The sequence below is a fragment of the Streptomyces sp. NBC_01304 genome (genome assembly GCF_035975855.1).
Classification (GTDB): Bacteria; Actinomycetota; Actinomycetes; order Streptomycetales; family Streptomycetaceae; genus Streptomyces.
In genome coordinates, this window is the sequence record NZ_CP109055.1 from 2,408,394 (window position 1) to 2,423,508 (window position 15,115).

12 protein-coding genes are annotated in these 15,115 nt (G+C 70.7%); 1 reads left to right on the forward strand and 11 read right to left on the reverse strand.

All coding sequences use genetic code 11. From position 1 onward, the window contains the following. Positions 1-95 precede the first annotated feature (95 nt). The 10 genes from OG430_RS10510 to OG430_RS10555 all read right to left on the reverse strand — a co-directional run bounded on the left by OG430_RS10510 (position 96) and on the right by OG430_RS10555 (position 11,918). Entirely contained in the window at positions 96-2,105 is a 2,010-nt protein-coding gene (locus OG430_RS10510) for a DUF5107 domain-containing protein (protein ID WP_327352177.1), read from the reverse strand. 48 nt (positions 2,106-2,153) lie between these two features. Continuing rightward, positions 2,154-3,065: an arginase family protein gene (locus tag OG430_RS10515; protein WP_327352178.1), complete on the reverse strand. Its 912-nt coding sequence runs from the start codon at positions 3,063-3,065 to the stop codon at positions 2,154-2,156. 254 nt (positions 3,066-3,319) lie between these two features. After that, positions 3,320-3,901: a GNAT family N-acetyltransferase gene (locus OG430_RS10520; RefSeq protein ID WP_327352179.1), complete on the reverse strand. Its 582-nt coding sequence runs from the start codon at positions 3,899-3,901 to the stop codon at positions 3,320-3,322. A gap of 29 nt (positions 3,902-3,930) precedes the next feature. Next, on the reverse strand, positions 3,931-4,251 hold the full coding sequence (locus OG430_RS10525; RefSeq protein ID WP_327352180.1) for a hypothetical protein: 321 nt from the start codon (positions 4,249-4,251) through the stop codon (positions 3,931-3,933). Further along, on the reverse strand, positions 4,248-4,484 hold the full coding sequence (locus OG430_RS10530) for a DUF1049 domain-containing protein (RefSeq protein WP_327352181.1): 237 nt from the start codon (positions 4,482-4,484) through the stop codon (positions 4,248-4,250). Before OG430_RS10530 ends, OG430_RS10525 begins: the two co-directional genes overlap by 4 nt. A gap of 270 nt (positions 4,485-4,754) precedes the next feature. Next, on the reverse strand, positions 4,755-6,518 hold the full coding sequence (locus OG430_RS10535) for a CocE/NonD family hydrolase (protein ID WP_327359037.1): 1,764 nt from the start codon (positions 6,516-6,518) through the stop codon (positions 4,755-4,757). A 265-nt stretch (positions 6,519-6,783) separates the two neighbouring features. Next, positions 6,784-7,734: a S66 peptidase family protein gene (locus OG430_RS10540; protein ID WP_327352182.1), complete on the reverse strand. Its 951-nt coding sequence runs from the start codon at positions 7,732-7,734 to the stop codon at positions 6,784-6,786. Further along, positions 7,731-9,710: a S9 family peptidase gene (locus OG430_RS10545; protein ID WP_327352183.1), complete on the reverse strand. Its 1,980-nt coding sequence runs from the start codon at positions 9,708-9,710 to the stop codon at positions 7,731-7,733. Before OG430_RS10545 ends, OG430_RS10540 begins: the two co-directional genes overlap by 4 nt. A 14-nt stretch (positions 9,711-9,724) precedes the next feature. Beyond that, positions 9,725-11,092 (reverse strand): M20/M25/M40 family metallo-hydrolase, encoded by a 1,368-nt coding sequence (locus tag OG430_RS10550; protein ID WP_327352184.1) that lies wholly within the window; start codon positions 11,090-11,092, stop codon positions 9,725-9,727. Further along, the gene (locus tag OG430_RS10555) at positions 11,085-11,918 is read right to left on the reverse strand and encodes a M55 family metallopeptidase (RefSeq protein ID WP_327352185.1); all 834 of its coding nucleotides are present in this window, start codon (positions 11,916-11,918) and stop codon (positions 11,085-11,087) included. The genes OG430_RS10550 and OG430_RS10555 overlap by 8 nt, the downstream gene beginning before the upstream one ends. A gap of 145 nt (positions 11,919-12,063) precedes the next feature. On the opposite strand from OG430_RS10555, the gene OG430_RS10560 reads away from it, so the two are divergent. Further along, positions 12,064-13,209: a PLP-dependent cysteine synthase family protein gene (locus tag OG430_RS10560; protein WP_327352186.1), complete on the forward strand. Its 1,146-nt coding sequence runs from the start codon at positions 12,064-12,066 to the stop codon at positions 13,207-13,209. A gap of 54 nt (positions 13,210-13,263) precedes the next feature. Here OG430_RS10560 and OG430_RS10565 read toward each other — a convergent pair whose 3' ends face one another. After that, a complete protein-coding gene (locus tag OG430_RS10565; protein WP_327352187.1) occupies positions 13,264-14,916 on the reverse strand; it encodes a bifunctional aspartate transaminase/aspartate 4-decarboxylase in 1,653 nt (550 codons plus the stop codon). Between the last annotated feature and the right edge of the window lie 199 nt (positions 14,917-15,115).

Consider the following 15,115-nt stretch of genomic DNA (forward strand, 5'->3'; position numbering starts at 1 on the left):
CGCAGCGACGGTCACCGGGGCCGATCCGGTTCAGGCCCGGGGATACCAATTCGTTCTACGGTTCATTCAGCAGCCGGTTCCGTTCCCCCTACGGCTCATTCAGCAGCCGGCCGCATCCGGAACTCGTACCGCTCGGGCAGCGGTTCATCCGTCAGTGCCTCCCAGGTCTCCCCCAGGACCTCCGCCCCTTCCCGTAGATCCGACACCTCGAACCCCGCGTCGAACACGGCGCGCGCCGCCTCCTTCTCGCCCTCGGCGAGCAGCAGTTGGGCCTCGATCAGCCGGAACCGGCCGCGGGCCCGGTTCTCCGGCCGCAGCCGGTCCCACACCGAGCGGGCCTGCGGGACCCGGCCCGTGGCGAGCAGCGCCTCGATCGCCTCGCGGCCGAGGGCGGCGGTGGCCGCGGTCCAGGTCTCGCCGTCGTCGCGCCGCTCGGCGCACAGGTCGTCGAAGGCCTCGACGTAGCGGTCGGCGGCCCGTTCCGGATTGCCCGCCTCCCGGTCGGCCACGGCCAGGCAGCGCAGCAACGGCCATTGCGAGGGCGCGAGTTCGAGGCCGCGCTCCCAGCTGCGTACCGCCTGCGCGAGGTCCCCGGCGTGCCACTGGGCGACCCCCAGGTGGTACTCGGTGTGCGGTTCGGCGGGCGCGGTCTCCAGCATGTCCCGCCAGGCCGGGGCCACCGGCGTGGGCCCGGGCGGTGCCACCTTGCGCGGCTCCGGGACGGCGCCGCCGTGCAGGAGTTCCAGCCACGGCGCCTGTACGTCGCCGAGCGTGGCCTCGTCGAAGGGGGTGCCCGGCAACTTGTAGCCGGTGCGCAGGACTTCGAGCGCGCCCCACCCGGAGCCGGTGGCCAGCCGCTCGCCGGGCTCGGCGTCGGCGTGCGCGCGCCAGGCCTCGTAGGCCTCCTCGACCGAGGCGCGGGGCAGCACGTCCTCCAGGCGGCCGGCGACGTCGGCGCGGGCGGCGGCCCAGTCGCCGCCGTGCGCCGCCGGGGCGTCGGCCTTGAGCGGGCCGTACGCCTCCAGCCAGGCGAACTCGCTCTCCGCGTCGAGCTTCACATGCTCCAGCTGGGTGCGGGCGAGGCCCGCCTGGATCTCGCAGTAGCCGCCGGTGCCGGGTTCGGTGAGCCAGCGCTGCCAGCGGCGGCCGCCGGTGCCGGAGCCCCACAGGAAGAGCTTGCGGCCGCGCAGCAGGTCGGTCGACGTCTGGACGAGGCCCTGTCCCCTCTCGTCGAGCGCGGCTATCCAGCGGCGCTCGTTGTCGGGGACCTCGTAGAAGTAGTCGGCGGGGTATTCGCTGCGCAGCGGGTACGTGCGGTCCACGCCGTTCCACTCGGGCACGGGTACTCGTCGCAGGCTCCGTTCGTATCCGAAGTGCCAGGCCTCGTCGGCCGGGGCGAGCACCCTGCGCTCCTCGGGCACGGCGATGTTGGACCACCAATACACGGGCACCGGCTTCTCGTGCGGATTGCGCACGCGGACACCGACGTACAGGAAGTCGGATCCCTCCGGCAGCCACAGATCCACCTGGAACGGCACGTCGCGCAGCCGCTCCCACTCCCAGAGCCTGAGCATCTCGCCGCCGCCCGGCGCGGGAACGCGTGCGGCGTGCACCGGGGCGCAGGAGAGGGTGGTGTGGCCGGTGGCGCCGATGTTCCACTCGATGCCGCCGGAGTACCAGGCGCCGTTGAGTGCGAAGTCGGCGGGCTGGAACACCGGGTTGCGGTAGAGGAGTTCGGTTTCGGTGGGGCGGGTTTCGGTGGTCTGGGTTTCGGTGGAGTGCGCTTCGGTCGACTTGTGGACCAGGGAGTACACCCGGCCTCCGAGGCCGGGCAGGACCGTGGCGCGCAGCCGGTCGTTCTCGAGCACGATCGTGTCGAGGGTGAGCTCGGCACGGTCGCGGGTGTAGCCGTCGAGGATGCGGACGGGCAGCACGTTGTGCAGCGGCTCGTAGCCGATCTGCCGCGCCATGTCCCGGGGCAGGCCTCCCTTGGCGCGCTCGTCGATCGTGTGCATCTCGTCGAGGGTGCGCAGGGCCGGCAGCGGGTTCTCCGGCCCCAACGCGGCTCCGGGCAGGGTCAGTACGTCGCGTCGGATCGTCGTCACCTGACCATGGAACAGTTTGGTGGTGCGGTTGACCAGGGGATCTCCCGGTCAGGATTGCGCAAAGGCGTTCACGACGATGTCCGTGAGGAGGGCGGCCGCGGTGCCGTCGGGGTCCAGGTCGGGGTCGTAGATGGTGACGTTGAGGCCCACGCAGTGGTCGGACTGCACCAATGTGCGCAGGAGCCGGGTCAGTTCCTCGGGCAGGAGCCCGTCCGGGTCCGGGCTGTCGACGGCCGGCATGACGGTCGGGTCGAGCACGTCGGCGTCCAGGTGGACCCAGTACCCGCCGAAGTCGGGCAGTTGTTCGGCGGCGGCCTCGAAGCCCTGTCGCACCGCGCCCGCGATGCCCTCCGGGCCCCATTCGCGGATCTCGCCGACGGTCGCGGTCGGAATCTTCAACTCGGCGAGTTCGGCACGGTCCTCGTCGTAGTCACGCATCCCGAAGAGCCGTACGTCCTCGTCGCGGAGGTAGGGCCTGAGGCCCTCGATGTCGGCGAGGTCGTCCTGGCCGCGTCCGGTGCCGATCGCCAGCTCCTCGCCGCCCGCCGCGCCGATCCGCTCGGAGTTGCCCGTGTGCCGGAAGTCCGCGGAACCGTCGATGGCCGCGAGGCCGTAGCGGCCGATGCGGCGCATGGCCAGGGACGCGCCGAGCTGGATCGAGCAGTCGCCGCCGAGGACGAGCGGGAAGTCTCCCGCCCTTAGGTGCTGTTCGATGCGGTCGGCCAGCTTGGGGGTGTACGCGGCGATGGCCTCGGCGTTGAACACGCCGTCGCCCTCCTGCCAGTTGCCCCGGTCGTAGCGGGGCGGCACTACTACGCCTCCCTCGTGCGCGCCCAGGCGCTGCACGATGCGCTGCTCGCGCAGGGCGCCGGCCAGTTTGTAGCAGCCGGGGACGCTGGTGGGGGTGGGTGGGCGCAGGCCCAGGTTGGAGGGGGCGTCGATGACCACGATCCGTCGCATGCGGTCATCCTGCTGGAGCTTGGCGTGTTTCGTCGAGGCTCTGCTTCGGTTGAGGTCGCGGGGGCTCTGCCCCCGGGCCCCCGGGCCCCTGGTCCTCAAGCGCCGGACGGGCTGGATTTTGTGAGGCGGGGCTTTGGGGTGGGCCCCCTCTCGTGCGTTCTGGCTCAGCGCCGTTGCCCAAGGCGGGGCCGCGTCGGTGGGTACGTGCTCGCCGCGGGCAATTGCAGGTGGTCCGGTATGCGTCGAGCACGCACCTACCGACCCGACCCCTCGCGTTCGTGCACTGCTGATCGCCGGCGCATCTCGCGCGTGACGGCCCAGCGTTCGTGGTCGCGCCAGGCGCCGTCGATGTAGAGGAAGTCCGGCGAGTAGCCCTCGAGGCGGAAGCCGCAGCTTCGGGCCAGGGCGATGGATGCCGTATTGCCGGGCTGGGCGTTGATTTCAAGGCGGTGCAGGTTCAAGGGTTCTTGGAAAGCGTGGGCGACGACCAGGTTGAGGGCTTCGGTCATCAGGCCTCTGCCCGCGGCGTGGGCGAAGGCGCCGTAGCCGAGGGCGCCGCAGAGGAAGGCGCCCTGGACGATGTTGTTGATGTTGATGAAGCCTGCGATGTCGGCTGTGTCGCGGTCGCAGACGAGGAAGCCCGCCTTGGTGGGGTCCTCGATGAGGCGGCCCGCGTAGGTCTCGTACGCCTCTGTGGTGACGGGCGGCGCCAGCCAGGGGTGGTGCAGCTTCCGGCTCTCGCGGGCCAGGGCCGTGAAGGCCTCGGCGTCGGCGTGGGTGAAGTGGCGTATGCCGACGCGAGGCCCCTCGGCGAGGTAGGTGACGTGAGAAGACATTCCGGCACACTAACTCGGGGTGTGGGGAGCTATTTGGGACAGGGCTCGGTCTTCTTGACCACCCCGATGAGTACGGTCTGGCCGTTGAGCTCGACGCCCGCCTTCGGGGTCTGCTCGCAGACCTTCCAGCTGCCGGGCCACAGGACGTAGCGGTTGAAGCCGCTGGCGTCGCGTACGTCGACACGGGTGCGGTAGTCGACCGTCTTGAAGACGTTCATCAAGGGCTTGCCCTCGAAGTCCGGCATCGGCGGGCCCGCCGCCATCGCCGCGGTTGCCGTCATCGCGGTCATGGCGAGGGCGGCTCCGGCCACCACGCCGATGCGCCGGCCGCGCGTGCGCTGCACCTTCATTTGCGTCTCCTGATGAGGTAGGCCCCGCAGAGGGCACCGATCAGGCCCGTGCCCAGGAGCGCCATCCACAGCGGCATGGTCACTTCGGGGATCAGCAGGCGGATCTTGGTGTTGCGGGTGTTCTCGAAGATGAAAATGAGGGCGAGAATGCCGAGGCCCGCGACGGTCAGGCGGCCGGGCGTGAGCATCCCGTTCTTCTTGCCGCCGCCACCGCTCGAAGCGTTGGAGCTCATGCGTGGACCCTTCCGTCGGAGTTCGGCCGTCCGCCCCCTGGGACCAGGATGTGCAGCGGGTCCCGTTTCGCGCACGGCGGGCGGGGGTGGACGGCGTTCCTCCGGGTGAGAGCCTGCCTTCGAACCCCCGTCGTTCGCGCGGAGCGCGGGCGCGGCGCCCGCGGCGGAGCCGCTGCCATGCGCAGTCGGTGCGTGCGCCGAGGGTGCGTGCCGGGCATCGGGGCGCAGGCGGGGGTTCAAAGACAGGCGCTCAGGGCTGGGCCAGTCGGGTTACCGGACCACGGGCAGCTCGACGACTCCGGTGTCCTCGGGCGCGCTGGTGACGGTGACCGGCTTGACGCCCTTGTTGCCGAAGTACGCGTCGTCGCTCGCGGCGATCACGAACTGGAGGCGGTGGCCCTTCTCGTAGCGGTGCACGATGCCGGGCAGGGTGACCGTGAACTTCCTGGTCACGTCGGGCACCCGGACCGGTGCGACCAGGCGGTGGACGAGGGTCTTGGTGCCGTCGGGCGCGATGTCGTACAGCTTGGCGAAGAGCACCAGCTTGTCGGCTCCGTCGCCGGAGTTCTGCACCCGCTCGGTCTTCGGGGAGATGACGCGCAAGGTCGCCTTCGGGGCGCCGACGACGTCGGTGGCCTCGGTGAGCGGCTCGCTGGTCCAGTCGAGGTAGGTGCCCTTGGTGTCCCGGGGTGCCGGGTCGGGCAGGCCGATCATGCCGGCGAGGGAGCTTTCGGAGTGGCTGGTGGGGATCAGCCAGTTCTTGTACTCGCGGCTGCCGCGCGCGACCTTGCTGCGGTTGTCGACGAGCTTGCCGTCGCCGGAGAGGTAGAGCTTCTGGTTGGTGGCGGGCAGCCGTGCGGCGGTCCCGTAGGCGTCGGTGGCCGACTTCCAGTCGCGGTAGTACGCGAACTCGGGGCCGGTGTCGGTGCCCTTGTGCTTCTGCAGGTAGCGGTCGAACCAGGCGAGGATCCGCTTGCCGACGTAGCTCGTCTCCAAGTTGCCCTGGCCGAGGTTGAGTTCACCCGTGGCCGGGTCGGTGAGGCCGCCGCTGTGGCCCCAGGACTGCCAGATCATCTTGGTGGTGGTGCCGGCGGCCTTCAGCTGCTTGTACGTCGCCGTCGCCTCGTTGAGGTTGAAGAGACTGTCGGCCTGCCCCTGGACGAGCAGCGTCGGTGCCTTGACCCGGTTCACGTACGACACGGGGGACGTGCCGCGCGCGAAGTTCAGCATCTCGGCGGTGCGGCCCGTGGGGTAGCGCTTGGCGTCCAGGAGGCGCTTGGTCTCGCAGGCGCCGGCGACGAAGTGCAGACAGCCGGAGGCGCCGAGCCGGGAGGGGTCCAGGCTGGGGTTGAGCAGGCCCTGTGCCTCGCCGATGAGGAAGAAGCCGTTGGTCCACTGGTACTTGTACGCGCCCGGGGTGTCGGAGGAGACGCCGCTGGTCTGCGCCGTGTTGTTCGGGTCGAGCGAGTAGGCCAGGTCGTTCCAGGTGATCATCGGGACCAGCGCGTCGACGCGGCGGTCCACGGCGGCGGTCGCCAGCTGGATCGCCCCGCCGTAGGAGCCGCCGATCATGCCGACACGGGGGTCGCCCTTGCCGTCCTTGGTGACGAAATCGGCCTTGGTGCCGTCGTCGGCGGCGCGCTTGCCGGCGAGGAAGTCGATGAGCCGTGAGGCCGCCTTGCCGTCGATGCGCGGGTCGTCCAGGGAGATCGGGCAGCCGGACTTGCCGAAGCCGAGGCCCGAGTAGGCGAGGGCGGCGTAGCCGCGCTGGGCGAAGGCCTTGGCGGTGGCGTCGGTGGAGCCGTCGGCCTTGCTGCCGCCGAAGCCGTTGGTGGTCAGGATCGCGGGCACCGGGTGGGCGCGGTCGGCGCCCGCCGGGCGGTAGAGGTCGGCGTCGACCGTGCAGGTGGTGCCGCCCGCGTCGACGGTGAACTTCAGCGCGGTGACGGTGAATTGACCTGTCGCGGCGTCCGTCGCGTGGGCGGGCGCAGCGGCCAGGGCGAGCGGTGCGGCGAGCGCGGCACCGAGGGCCATCGCCAGGGGCTTACGGGAACGGGGCACGGCTCGGGACACGCACGACCTCCACGCTGAGGACTGAAAATTACCCACGGGTAAGTCCGGGGACGCGCTCATGCTGTGACACGTGTCAGATCCGGGTCAACGGGTGTGACCGGGGTTTCTTGACGGAGATTCAGTGAAGGGTGGGGCTGCTGGGGCGCACGTCGCCCGACCGCCGGGCCGGGGCGGGGCGGGTCGGACCGGGGCGGGTCGGACCGGGTCGGCCCAGCACGGGCCGGCGTCAGCCCAGCGCGGGAACCTCCAGCGTCAGCGTCCCCGCGTCCGCGTCCAGCACGGCAGGCACCCCCAGCGGAATCGTCAGCGCTCCCTCGCCGTGCCCGAACCCGAACTCCTCGACGACCGGCACCCCGAGCCCGGCAAGGCGGTCGACGAGGACGGCCCGTACCTCCTCGTACGGCTCGCACTCCGCCCATGAGCCCAGCAGGATGCCCGAGACCCCCTCCAGCCAGCCGGAGCGCAGGAGTTGGGTCAGCATGCGGTCGACGCGGTACGGCTCCTCGCCGGTGTCCTCCAGGCAGAGCAGGCCGCCTCGGGCGGAGGGCCTGGCGTGCGGGGTGCCCAGGTCGGCGGCGAGCAGGCAGAGGCAGCCGCCCAGCGTGATGCCGCTCGCCCGGCCGGGGACCATCGCCCGGCCCGACCCCTCGATGGTGCGTACCGACTCGGGGGCGAACAGCGTGGCCCTCAAGTGGTCCTGCGCGCGTGCGTTCTTGATGAAGTCGGCGCCGGCCGCCATCGGTCCGTGCAGCGTGGCGAGGCCGAGGCGGACCGCGAAGGCCTCGTGCAGGGCGGTGATGTCACTGAACCCGAGGAACACCTTGGGACCGGCCGCGCGCATCGCGTCGAAGTCGAGCAAGTCCACCATGCGCTGCACGCCGTACCCGCCGCGTGCGCAGAACACCCCCGCGACCGACGGGTCGCACCACGCCTGCTGCAGGTCCCGGGCGCGGTCCCGGTCGGCCCCGGCGAGGTAGCCCAACTCGGCGTGCCGGTCCAGGACATGGGGTGCGACGACCGGGTCCAGGTCCCAGCCGCGCAGAATGTCGAGACCGGCCTGCAGCCGCTCCTCGGGGACGGGGCCGCTGGGCGCCACGACGGCGACGCGGTCGCCGGGGACGAGGCGGCGGGGGCGCACGAGGGGAGCCGGTCGGCGGGCTCCGTTGGGCGGTGTCACTTGGACAGCTCCAGGGTCGCGATGCCGGGCGGTCTGATGCCGAAGGTCTGGGCATACAGGGAGAGTTCGGACTCCAGTACGCGGATCATGGTGTCCGCGCGACGGAAGCCGTGCCCCTCCCCCTCGAAGGCGATGTAGGCGTGCGGCACCCGGCGCCCCGCCATCCGGGCGAGGAACCGCTCGCACTGGGAGGGCGGGCAGATCACGTCGTCCAGGCCCTGCAGGAGCAGGAACGGCGCGGTGATCCTGTCCGCCTGGGCGGCGGGCGAGCGCTCCTGGTAGCGGCCCGGGACCTCGGCGAGCGGCCCGACCAGGGACTCCAGGTACTGCGACTCGAAGTCGTGGGTCTCGCCGGTGGCCCAGCCGGTGAGGTCGAGGATCGGGTAGATGACGGTGCCGCAGGCGTACACATCGGTCAGGGCGAGCGAGGCCGCCGCGGTCCAGCCGCCCGCGCTGCCGCCCCGGATGGCGAGCCGCGCCGGGTCGGCGGTGCCCTCCTCGGCGAGGGCGAGGGCGACGGCCGCGCAGTCCTCGACGTCGACGACGCCCCACTGCTCGCGCAGCCGGTTGCGATACGCGCGGCCGTACCCGGTCGAGCCGCCGTAGTTGACCTCGGCGACGCCGATGCCGCGCGAGGTGAAGTAGGCGATCTCCAGGTCGAGCACGAGCGGGGCGTGCCCGGTCGGCCCGCCGTGCACCCACACCACGTAGGGCGGCAACTCGGCGTCCGGGGCGCGGTGTCGGGGGTTGTGCGGTGGATAGATGTGGGCGTGGATCTCGCGCCCTGCCGGGCCGCTGAAGGTGCGGATCTGGGGTTCGGGATAGTAGGTGGGGTCCACCGGGTCGTCGTGTGTGGCGCCGATGACGCGGGCCCGGCCGCTGGAGGTGTCGAGCTCCACGACCTCGTACGCGCTGCGCGGGCTCGCGGCGACGCCGACGACGCGGCTGCCGTGGGTGGTGAGGGTGCCGGACCACTCGGTCCAGGGGCCCGCGGCGTCGACGACTTCCCCGGTCTCCGGGTCGAGTATCCCGAGCGCGGTGGCGCCCTTGCCGTGCACGACGGCGATCAGGCCGTTGTCCAGCGGTGCGAACCAGCGCACGCCGATCTTCCACAGCGGTCCCGCGAACTCCTCGTCACGCCGGCACAGCGCGACCGCTCCGCCCCGGTCGTCGGCCCGGTACAGGTTCCACCAGCCGGTGCGGTCCGACGCGAAGAGCAGGGTCCCGTCCGGCGCCCACTCGGCCTGGGCGATCGACTCCTCGGGTCCGCCCGCGACCGCCGACGCCACACCGAAGCGGCCGTCCTCGCCGACGTCGGCGACCAACAACTCGGTGCCGTCCCAGGGCATCCGCGGGTGGTCCCAGGCGAGCCAGGCCGCACGCCGTCCGTCGGGCGAGAGCCGGGCGCCGGTGACGAAGCGGTGCCGTCCGTCGGACAGCTCCCGCACCGCGCTCCGGTCCTCGGCGGCCGAGCCGTCGAGCGGTACGGCCGCGATCACCCGGCGCACATCACTGGGTCCGTCCCCGGTGAACTCCTCGAGCACGCACCACACTTCGCCCAGGTCGGGGCGCAGCTGCGGATCAGCCCAGCGGATGCCTTCGCCGACCGGCGAGACGGGGGTCAGGGGCCGGGGCTCGCTGCCGGGTATGTCCGGCTCGTACGCGTACAGCCGCTGGTCCGTGAAGTTGACGAACACCAGGAGCGGCCCGCCGCCCTGCTGCGCTCCGGCCCAGGGCCGGCCGCCGTACTCGATGACCCTGCTGCGGACGTTCCACGGCGCGGGCAGCACCGACTCCTCGCCGCCCTCGGCCCGCCGCCGCACCAGCGCCCGGCGCCCGCCCTCGGTCGGGCGGGGCGCGGTCCACCACACCTCGTCCCCGACGAACTCCGCGTACTCCGGCCGCCCGTCGTGGGAGGCCGCGAGCGCGGCGTCGATCGGTGATGTCCAGGCTCCGTACGCCTCGGTGCGCACCATGTCCCCCACTTTCCCTAGACCGTTCGCAGAAATCGGTCCAGCACACGAACCCCGAAGTGCAGTGCCTCGACCGGCACCCGCTCGTCCACGCCGTGGAAGAGCGCCTGATAGTCGAAGCCCTCGGGCAGTTTCAGCGGCGAGAAGCCGTAGCCGGTGATGCCGAGGCGGGAGAACTGCTTGGCGTCCGTGCCACCCGACATGCAGTACGGCACCACATGTGCCCCTGGGTCGAACTCTTCCAGCGCCGCCTTCATCGCGGCATACGTGGGTGAGTCGACGGGGGCCTGCAGTGCGACCTCGCCGTGGTGGTAGTCCCAGGAAACATCGGGTCCGGTGAGCGCGTCCATGGTGGTGCGGAACTCTGCTTCGCCGCCGGGCACCACACGGCCGTCGACATAGGCCGTGGCGTGCCCGGGGATCACATTGACCTTGTATCCGGCCTCGAGGACCGTGGGGTTGGCGCTGTTGCGCACGGTGGGCTCGACGAGGGACGCGGCCGGGCCCAGCTTGCTCAGGAGCAGGTCGACGTCGAAGTCCGGGGCGTCGACGTCCGCGTCGATGCCGAGGACCGCGGCCAGTTCGGTGAGCGCGGCACGCACGGTGGGGGTGAGGCGGACCGGCCACTCGTGGTCCCCGATGCGGGCGACGGCGGCCGCGAGCCTGCTGACCGCGTTGGCGCGGTTGACCTTGGAGCCGTGTCCTGCGCGGCCCTCGGCGGTGAGCTTGAGCCAGGCGGTGCCCCGCTCCCCCGCCGCGACGGGGTAGAGGCGCAGGCCGCCACCTGCGTGGAAGGTGAAGGCGCCGGACTCGCTGATGCCCTCGGTGCAGCCCTCGAAGAGGTGGCGCTGGTGGTCGGCGAGGAAGCCGGAGCCGTCGATGGCGCTGGCCTCCTCGTCGGCGGTGAAGGCGATCACGATGTCCCGGCGGGGGCGGATTCCCGCGCGCGCCCAGCCGCGTACGACGGACAGGATCATCGCGTCCATGTTCTTCATGTCGATCGCGCCCCGGCCCCAGACCACGCCGTCGCGGATCTCGCCGGAGAACGGGTGCACCTGCCAGTCGTCGGCCTCGGCGGGCACGACGTCCAGGTGGCCGTGGACGAGCAGCGCGTCGGCAGAGGGGTCGGTGCCCTCGATGCGCGCCACGACGTTCGTCCGGCCCTTGGTGCGCTCCAGCATGGCCGGTTCCAGACCTGCGCCCGCCAGCTGCTCGGCGGCGTACTCGGCGGCCGGGCGCTCCTGGCAGTCGCCGCTGCCTCGGTTGGTGGTGTCGATGCGGATCAGGTCGGACGTGAACCGCACGACCTCGTCGAGCGCCTCGTCGTCCACCTCGCCGGCTGCGCGCTCGGCAACTGCCCGGGCGCCTGACTGGCGGTCAGCCATACTGCTCCTCCACCGCGGCCGAGACGATCGTGGTGACCGCCTTGAAGGTCCGAATCCCCTCGTACATGTCCTGCGAGGTATACGCGACCTTGCGCTCCCCGGTTCGCCCGACACCCGGAACGACCGTCGCCGCCATCGACAGGTGCTCCGCGTCGAACTCCAGCTCCACGGTGAAGGGCCCGCCGCGCACCGGCTCGTGCCGCACCGCGAGCGCCGCCGCCTCCTTGGCCGCGGCCCTGATGTCACCGGCCGTGCGCGCGGGGGTGCGGCACACCGCCGCGTACCGCGATACGTGGTCCTTCACCGCGACCTTGCGTGCCTCGGGCGCATAGCCGAGGGCGTCGTCACAGGTCAGATCGTCACCGGTGACGAGGATGACGGGCACTCCGTACTCCGCGACCACCTGCGCGTTCAGCAGGCCCTCGCTCGCCCGCACGCCGTTCAGCCACACCCCGGTGATCGAGTTGGCCAGATAGGTGTGCGCGAGCACGCCCTCCGCGCCCGCGCCCGTGTGGTAGCCGACGAAGGCGATGCCGTCGACGTCCCCGTGCTGGATGCCCTCGACCATGCTCAGCGACTTGTGCCGGCCGGTGAGCATTTCCGCGCGCTCGTCCAGACGCTCGAGCAGCAGATTGCGCATGGACCAGTGCGCCTCATTGATGAGCACCTCATCGGCACCGCCGTCGAAGAAACCGAGCACGGCGGCATTCACGTCCGAGGTGAACATGGCGCGGCACCGCTCCCACTGGGGCGTGCCGGGCAGCACGTCGGCGGGCCACGTCACGCCGGTGGCGCCCTCCATGTCGGCGCTGATCAGGATCTTCATGGGACGAAACCGTACGCGTTGCCGAACATCACGACCAGGCCTGTGGATAACTCTCACTGGCCCAGACCACTGGCGTCCCTCCGGACGGCCTACGACCAGCGGCTCCCTGCTCGCGGACGGCCGCGGCCGCCCTGAACATGGCCCTATGACCTCACCATCCCGGACAGATTGCAGCGGCATCGCCCTCGAAGAGGACATCAACCGCTACGACCCCGCCTTCCGGGCCTGGCTGCGCGAGGCCGTCCGCAAGGTGCAGGCCGACGGCAACCGCAGCGCCGACACCCATCTGCTGCCGGTGCCGCTGCCCGTCGAGTGGGGCATCGACCTCTATCTCAAGGACGAGTCCACGCACCCGACGGGCAGCCTCAAGCACCGCCTCGCCCGCTCGCTGTTCCTGCACGCGCTGTGCAACGGCTGGATCAAGCCGGGCAAGCCGGTGATCGAGGCCTCCTCCGGCTCGACGGCCGTCTCGGAGGCGTACTTCGCGAAGCTGATCGGCGTACCGTTCGTCGCGGTCATGTCGAAGACGACCGTACGCAGCAAGTGCGACCTGATCGAATTCCACGGCGGCACCTGCCACTTGGTCGACGACCCGTCCTCGGTCTACCAGGTCGCGGCCGACCTCGCCGAGCAGACCGGCGGGCACTACATGGACCAGTTCACCAACGCCGAGCGGGCCACCGACTGGCGCGGCAACAACAACATCGCCGACTCCGTCTTCCGCCAACTCGCCCAGGAGCGCTTCCCGGAGCCCTCCTGGATCGTGGCCGCGGCGGGCACCGGCGGCACCTCGGCCACCCTCTCCCGCTTCCTGCACTACACGCAGCGCGCCACCGGCATCTGTGTCGCCGACCCGGAGAACTCGGCGTTCATGCGCGGCTGGCGCGACGACGACCGCTCCGTGACGACCACCATCGGCTCCCGCATCGAGGGCATCGGGCGCGAGCGCGTGGAGCCCAGCTTCGTGATCGAGGCCGTCGACCGCATGATGCGCGTCCCGGACGCCGCGTCCATCGCCACGATCCGGGTCCTGGAGCGGCTGCTCGGCCGCAAGTGCGGCGGCTCGACCGGCACCAACGTATGGGCCGCGTTCAAAATCATCTCGGAGATGCGGGCGGCCGGCGAGCAGGGCAGCGTGGTGACGCTGCTGTGCGACCCGGGCGAGCGCTACCTCGACAAGTACTACTCGGATGCCTGGCTCGACGGGCAGGGCATCGACATCGCGCCGTACGAGGAGCGCGTCGAGCAGTTCCTGACCACGGGTCAACTCCCGCCGCCCACAGGGACGTAACGGCCCGCTTCAGACCTTGGACCTTCAGGCCTTGGACCTTCAGACCTTGGACCTTCAGGCCTTGGACGCCTGCCATTCACTCGCGTAATCGCCGAAGATCTCCCGCAGATGGTGCCCGATCTTCAGGTAGTCCAGGTCGTCGAGGTTCGCGAGCGAGACCCGCACCGACCACTGGGGCCCCTCGAAGCCGCCGCCGTTGAGCAGCACCACCCGGGTCTGCTCGGCGAGGCGGAACAGCGGGTCGACCGGCTCGTAGTTGTGCTCCAGGAAGTCCGCGAAGTCCTTGCCGTGCACCCGCTCGGCCTCCGCGAGCAGGTCGAGTTCGATGTAGTAGCCGGCCCGCCCGGCGTCCTCCGAGATCTTCATCTGGGCGCCCTCCAGGAGCAGTTCGAGGCGCTGATGGACGATGGAGCGGACCTTGAGCTTGTACGCCTGGCCCTCGTCGAGCATGTCGAAGAGGGAGAACAGGACCATCTGCACCTGCTGTGGCAGGGACAGGCCGGCGGTGTGGTTGAGGGCGACCTGCCGGGAGTCGGCGACGAGCCGGTCGATGAACTTGATCTTCTCGGGCTCCAGCGTGAGGGACCCGTAACGCCTGGCGAGCCGTTCCTTCTCGCTCCGCGGAAGGTTCGCGATCATCTCGTCGATCACGTTGTCGTCGTGCAGGCCGATCACGCCGAGCCGCCACCCGGTGCAGCCGTAGTGCTTGGAGTACGAGTACACGAGCAGGGTGTTGCGGTGCAGGTCGGCGGCGATCGACCGGAAGCCCTCGACGAAGGTGCCGTACACGTCGTCGGTGACGAAGAGAAGGTGGGGGTTCTCGGTGGCGACGATGTCCTTGATCTGGTCGATGACGCGCTGACTCATCGCCAGGGAGGGCGGGTTGGAGGGGTTGACGATGCACGCCAGCTTGATGTCCGGGTCCGCCAGCTTGGCGACCTCTTCCGTCGGGTAGCGCCACTCGCGCACACCCTCCTCGGCGAACAGGCCGGCCTCGACGTGCACCACGTCGAACTCGTAGGTGTCGAGCTCGGGGATCTCCAGGTACGGCGTGAACACCGGCACCAGGAGCGCGATCTTGTCGCCCTTGTGCAGGATGCCGTTCTTCATCAGCGAGTCGAAGATGTAGCACATGGCGGCGGTGCCGCCCTCGGTGGCGAACAGGCTGAGGTTGTTGTCCGCGGGCGGGTTCCGGTCGAACATCTCGTCGCCGATGTAGCCGCGGACGATTTGCTCGGCGTGGATCAACATGCGGCCGGGCACCGGGTAGTTGTCGCCGACGATCGAGTCTGCGAGCTCGTGCAGCAGGGCGTCCTTGTCGAAGCCGAAGCGCTCGACGGCCTTGTCCACGCAGGCCTGCAGCATCTCCGTGCCGTCCAGTTCGGGGTTGGCGCGCAGCCAGCGGTCGAAACGTACGCCGATGTCCTTCTTCTCCGGCATGCCACCGAGGTTGTCGGCACTCCACACCCGCTTGGACTCCGAGAGCGCGAAATAGCCGAGCGCGAAGAAGGCCTCACGAGGGCCGGACGCGATCCAATTGGGGTTGCCACGCCCGGCGTTGAGCATCTGAACGGACGACGTGCCCTTCTGGCCGGGCTCGTCCGCCTGGACCTCCTGCGCGATCTGGATGAACTTGTCCTTCAGCTCGAACGGGCTGAGCCGGGCGAGGGACTGGATCTCCTCGCGGGTGAAGGTGGTCTTCGGCACGTCGGCTCCCTGGAGGTCGCGGAGGGCTCAGTGGTGGGGGTCAGGCGCCGAGAATGCCGACGAGGATCGGACCGGTCAGCGGCAGCAGGAAGTGGGACAGGGCGTACGTGATCGTGCAGCCGAGCATCGGCACCGAGCTCTGCGCGGCCGAGGGCATGTGCTGGTCACTGTTGCCCACGAGGTAGCCACGGCCAGGCAG